The organism is Neobacillus drentensis (assembly GCF_036966985.1).
In the GTDB taxonomy this organism is placed as follows: domain Bacteria; phylum Bacillota; class Bacilli; order Bacillales; family Cytobacillaceae; genus Neobacillus; species Neobacillus drentensis_E.
The window spans coordinates 1-5,351 of the sequence record NZ_JBALSN010000683.1; the positions used below are offsets into that span (position 1 = coordinate 1).

Genomic DNA, 5,351 nt, shown 5'->3' on the forward strand with positions numbered 1-5,351 from the left:
ATCATATATTTCATTACTCGTATATACTCGGTAATATGGTCTGAGTGTTTCTACCTGGTTCCCAATAAAAGAACTAGACTACGAGTTAAAGTATTAGGCTTCTATACGGGCGATATTTGTGCCTTAGCCTTTCATTAATTTAGCAGAAACTATCACTTTTTGCTTAATTATCAATACTTTGACTTTCGTAGGTCTAGAAGGTAGAAATTATTCTACATTTCTAGACCTTTTTCATTGGACAAGACTACCCGAGTGGATCAAACATCAAAAGAATTGGGAGAGGTTTTTATGAAAAACAAAATGTTAAAGAAATTCGCTCCATTAGCAGCTATTGTTGTACTATTCATATCGTTGCTTACATTTCAACATTCTACTTTACTAGTAGAAGAAAAAGTAGAAGGGGCTGCAAGACCAATTCTCATTCAAGGCCCCATGCCTATTGAAGCTGAAAAGTTTGCCCAAAAACTAGAAAAAGTGAAAGTAGAAAAGTCAGGAACTTTTGTCTTTTACAGAGGAAAGGTAAACAATTATACTGTCATCGTTGCTAAAACAGGTAAAGGAATGGAAAATACAGCTGCAGCAACAGCATTAGCGATTGAAAAATATAACCCTATTGCGATTATCAATCAAGGGACTTCGGGCGGACATGACCCAAGTTTGAACGTATTTGATATTGTATTAGGAAAGAAAACAACAAATATAGGTTCCTTAAAAACAGGAAATATAGCAGAAAACCAGGGTATGGATCCAACTACTTGGAAACCGATGGACTTAATGGCTTCAGAAGGTAGCGGGTCAGATCCGAATGCTGAAAAAGTCCGTTACTACGAGGGTGATAAGGACCTTCTTGCAGCAGCGAATGCCGTAAAAGATAAGTACACCAAGGGTAAAGTGGTTGAGGGGACAATCGGTTCAGCAGACGTTTGGAACAATGAAGTCGATCGTATCAAATGGTTCCATACAAATTATGGTACATCCGTAGAGGAAATGGAAGGTGCTGCTGCAGCACAAATTGCGAATGCTTATGATGTCGCATTCTTGGGAATTCGCGTTCTTTCTAATAATAAAACAAATGGCGGAACCTACAACCCAAATACAGCTGCAGCAAATCAAGACTATGTTTATGAAGTAGTTAAAAAATATATTGCAACAATTCAAAGCAAATAAGTATCAAATCTTAGAGCTGTTTCCACAGCTCTATTTTTTTTAAGTTATTGTCTTCACACCGTAATCACTACTTTTCCCTGTGCGTGTCCTTCTTGAAAATACCGGAATGCCTCGGGGACTTCGCTCAATTTATAACTTCGATCAATCACTGGTTTTACTTTGCCATTCTCAATTAGTTCTTTCATATAAATCAAATCTTCCTGTTTAGCTCGTTGCAAAAAGGTGCCCATTTTCTTTTTACTGGTCATAGATATCCAAGGGCCGAGGACCATGGCTTGGAACATTTGTGACTCAGAACCTCCGACGTGAACAAAGATACCATTAGGAGTTAAAACCCGTTTATAAGCTGAAATAGGTTTATGACCATTAACGCCAAGTATTAGGTCATAATCTTGCGGTTTTTGGGTAAAATCTTCTTTGGTATAGTCAATCGCATGATCGGCTCCAATTGATCGCAAAATATCTAAATTTCTTGTACTACATACTCCTGTTACCTCTGCCCCAAAGGATTTGGCAATCTGTACAGCGAATGTGCCGACACCGCCTGAGGCACCATTAATTAGTATCCTTTGTCCTGGCTGGATCTTGCCTTTATCCCTAAGACCCTGCAAGGCTGTGACTCCGGCCATCGGAACCGCAGCAGCTTTCTCATAGGACAGATTAACTGGTTTTAATGCGAGTGCAATTTCGGGAACAGATACATATTCAGCAAAACCACCCCAACCAGAACCAGATAAATCTCCGAACACATCATCACCTGGTTGAAACTTTGTAACATTTTTTCCAACTGCTTCCACCCGACCGGCAATGTCACCACCAGGTATGGGATATTTGGGTTTCCGGAGGCCAAAAGCAAAACGCGCTAGGAACGGTTCACCTTTTAAAAGGACCAAGTTACCAAAATTCACCGAGGATGCATGTATTTTTACCAGGACTTGATCATCATTTGGTATCGGTTTTTCCACCTCCGCTAATTCAAGTACATCAGGTGGTCCATATTTTTTAGTTACAATTGCTTTCATTTAGAAACCTCCTAGGATTTAAATTTTGTAAAAATCGCTAATGAACCTTAAATTTAAGATATTCAAGACTCACAACGATTTAATACATTAATTTTCCAAAATGCTAACCTAGGAAGTTGTATGTATTTCTATTTTTGTGTCTGCACAGTATAATCAGGGATGGGAGTTGAGAAGGATGAATAAAAACGATATCGCTAATATTCGCAAGCAATTTAAATTAAATAATGATCTCCTGGCCATTCGTGAAATTTACAATGTCTATGTGCAGAAAGAATCAGGTGAGATTTATCATCATGTTTGTCAACCGTTTCAAATGTTAGAACTGGAAACACAAGAATTGTTTCTAGGAAATTTTAAAAAGGTTCTAACGGGTCAACTAGATTCCAAACTTTTCGAGTTAAAATTCCAACGTGATGCGGAAGACAGCACACAAACGATCCTTTTTGATGGTTTACAGGCAGACACAACCGAAGATTGGTTAGAATACATGTTTGCAATCGTCGGAAAAATGTTTGCTCATACAGTGTATGAATTTGATACGGTCGTGACGTTTATCCGGGGAGAATATCGTAAAGCGACTAGGAAGCGGGATTCAGAATCAGAAGAAGGCGGGGATGACGAAGTCTATTCCAACCATTTTATTCTTTGCAGTCTCAATAGAACGGATCAGCCGAAAAAGGCCTTACTGTTTGATTATGTCGAGAAGGAATTTAAATCAAATACGGTCTTTGATCCAATCATTAATTTGCAATCTCCAATATCTGGCTTTCTTTTCCCTGCTTTTAGTGACAATTCTTCAGACGTAAACCATATTCTTTATTGTGCGGGGAAAGCCAATGAACCGGATTTTACGTTTATTGAACAGGTCCTTAATTGTGAAGAAATCATCACCGCCGACGAAGATAAAGATGGTTTTGAACTGATTTTAAAGAAAGTAATTGGTGATCAAGTGGATTCCAAAATCATTTCCAATGTCTATGAGGAAATTGATAAAGTGATCCAAGAGAATGAAGAAAACGAAGAAAGTGAAGCCCCGATGTTGGATTATAAGGACATTGGACGCATCTTAGAAGTAAGCGGGGTCGAAAACGTAGACACTGCCAAAGTGGAACATGCTTTTAAAGATGTGCTAGCTGACGAAACCCATGAATTCAAAGCAAGCAATTTAATTCCTAAAAAGATAAAAATTGATACAAATGTGGCAAATTTATCTATCGATCCGAAAGACCTTAAAAACATAAAATATATTATGTACCAAGGAAAACGATGCCTATTATTAGAGATTGATGAAGATGTGATCGTGGAAGGATTTCGACTAGAAACAGAAACACTATAGCTTTTTAAGGACAGGTTCCTTAAGTATTTACATTAAAAAAGAGAGGTCAAAAACAACTGATTTTCAATTGTTTTCGACCTCTCTTTTCATGTTTACAATATTGCGAAAGATAATTCTTTTATACCTGCTACATAAAAATCTTCAAAATCATCATGATCAATCCAGCTATCAATGCTGAAATAGGCAGTGTAATCACCCACGTCGTAACAATTCTTATCGCCACTCCCCAATTCACACCCTTAAACCGCTTAGATGATCCGACCCCTAATATCGCAGATGAAGACACATGGGTCGTTGATACGGGGAGTCCAAACATGGTTGCCCCTTGTAAAACGGCAAATGAGGTTAAATCTGCGGCAAATCCATTGATCGGTTTTACTTTGAAGATTCTTTTAGCAACGGTTTTAATAATCCGCATTCCGCCAATCATTGTCCCTAGACCAATTGTTGCAGCACAGAGGACTTGTACCCAAAATGGGACATCTAAAGTCGATTGGAAGCCACCTGCAACCAAAGCAAAGACAATGATACCCATTGTTTTTTGGCCATCATTTCCTCCGTGAGAAAATGCCGCTAGCCCAGAGGCGATGATTTGGAACCCTCGAAAACCCCGCGTCGCCCGGTATGGATTTGCGTTCTTGAAGATAATTGCTAATATTTTCATGATAATAAATCCGACACCAAAGGCTAAAAAGGGTGAAATGATTAGTGCTTTAATAATATCGGTGAAACCTTCCCAGTTTATAGAATCAAAACCGGATCCGAAGATAACCGCGCCTGCCACTGATCCGATTAAGGTATGGGATGATGAAGAAGGAATCCCATAGTACCAGGTTAAAAGGTTCCAAAAGATCGCGGCAATCAGTGCTGCAATGACAATTAACAATCCATTATCAATTTGAAAAGGATCGGCAATCTTTCCGCCTATTGATTTCGCCACCGCTTGTGAAGTTAAGGCACCAACAAAGTTTAAGGCGCCTGCATAAAAAACGGCAAATCGCGGTGATAAGGCCTTTGTAGAAACTGACATCGCAATCGCATTAGCAGTATCATGGAAACCATTGATGAATTCGAAGATTAACGCAAGAATAAGGATGATAACGATAATCGTCATTTATACCTCCAAAAATGTACTGACTTGAAGTAATCTAAATGTTATCAGGAATGTGGTTACGCATTTTTCATGATAATGCTTTCCAATGTATTGGCGACGACTTGACAGAAGTCCGCAATGTTTTCAAGTTCTTCATAGATTTCTTTATATTGAATAATACGAATCGGGTCTTTTTCGTTCGCAAATAGGTTTGTAATGGATTCACGCAGAATTGCATCACATTTTGATTCCAATTCCTTAATTTTGATTGCATGCTCTCTCATGTTTAGTAATTTCTTTGTTGCCAGCATCTCCACTGATGTTTCAATTTCAGCGGCACAGCTTCGGATGGCATCTACAAACCTAAGCATGTAATCATCAGCATTTATGATCGAATACATTTCAAATAATGCTGCAGTATGTTCTAGACCATCCAAAACATCATCCATGCTCATCGTTAGCGTTAGGATATCCTCGCGTTCAATATAGGTAATGAACGCATTATGTAGATCCTTAATCACTTCATGAACCATATCGTCGCCCTTGTTTTCATATTCCTTCATTTTTTCGGAAAAAATCTTCAGGTCGCTCACATTTTTTAGTTTATAATCTGCAAAATAGTTAGCACTTTCTTTTAAATTAGTTGCAATATTACCCAAATAAACGGCAAACTTGTCTTTTTTTCTTGCCATAGTATGACCCCCACTTTTTGTTAATAATACAAACTTAATAT

5 protein-coding genes and 1 riboswitch are annotated in these 5,351 nt (G+C 38.3%); of the genes, 2 read left to right on the forward strand and 3 right to left on the reverse strand.

All coding sequences use genetic code 11. The features are described from left to right. A riboswitch (purine riboswitch) is annotated at nt 1-101 on the forward strand. 187 nt (nt 102-288) lie between these two features. Further along, nucleotides 289-1,167: a 5'-methylthioadenosine/S-adenosylhomocysteine nucleosidase gene (locus V7659_RS30420; RefSeq protein WP_335543744.1), complete on the forward strand. Its 879-nt coding sequence runs from the start codon at nt 289-291 to the stop codon at nt 1,165-1,167. 53 nt (nt 1,168-1,220) lie between these two features. Here the strand turns inward: V7659_RS30420 and V7659_RS30425 are convergent, their stop codons facing one another. Then, the gene (locus tag V7659_RS30425; protein WP_335543745.1) at nt 1,221-2,189 is read right to left on the reverse strand and encodes an NAD(P)-dependent alcohol dehydrogenase; all 969 of its coding nucleotides are present in this window, start codon (nt 2,187-2,189) and stop codon (nt 1,221-1,223) included. 175 nt (nt 2,190-2,364) lie between these two features. Between V7659_RS30425 and V7659_RS30430 the strand changes: the two genes are divergently transcribed. After that, nucleotides 2,365-3,525: a DUF4317 domain-containing protein gene (locus tag V7659_RS30430; protein ID WP_335543746.1), complete on the forward strand. Its 1,161-nt coding sequence runs from the start codon at nt 2,365-2,367 to the stop codon at nt 3,523-3,525. 127 nt (nt 3,526-3,652) lie between these two features. Here V7659_RS30430 and V7659_RS30435 read toward each other — a convergent pair whose 3' ends face one another. Both V7659_RS30435 and V7659_RS30440 read right to left on the reverse strand, forming a co-directional pair. Continuing rightward, nucleotides 3,653-4,639: an inorganic phosphate transporter gene (locus tag V7659_RS30435; protein WP_335543747.1), complete on the reverse strand. Its 987-nt coding sequence runs from the start codon at nt 4,637-4,639 to the stop codon at nt 3,653-3,655. A gap of 56 nt (nt 4,640-4,695) precedes the next feature. Next, the gene (locus tag V7659_RS30440; protein ID WP_335543748.1) at nt 4,696-5,310 is read right to left on the reverse strand and encodes a DUF47 domain-containing protein; all 615 of its coding nucleotides are present in this window, start codon (nt 5,308-5,310) and stop codon (nt 4,696-4,698) included. Nucleotides 5,311-5,351 lie beyond the last annotated feature (41 nt).

Bases quoted from the DNA above. Each gene is read 5' to 3' on its own strand.
- V7659_RS30420 (WP_335543744.1), top strand. From the start codon at position 289: ATGAAAAACAAAATGTTAAAGAAATTCGCTCCATTAGCAGCTATTGTT.
- V7659_RS30425 (WP_335543745.1), bottom strand. From the start codon at position 2,189: ATGAAAGCAATTGTAACTAAAAAATATGGACCACCTGATGTACTTGAA.
- V7659_RS30430 (WP_335543746.1), top strand. From the start codon at position 2,365: ATGAATAAAAACGATATCGCTAATATTCGCAAGCAATTTAAATTAAAT.
- V7659_RS30435 (WP_335543747.1), bottom strand. From the start codon at position 4,639: ATGACGATTATCGTTATCATCCTTATTCTTGCGTTAATCTTCGAATTC.
- V7659_RS30440 (WP_335543748.1), bottom strand. From the start codon at position 5,310: ATGGCAAGAAAAAAAGACAAGTTTGCCGTTTATTTGGGTAATATTGCA.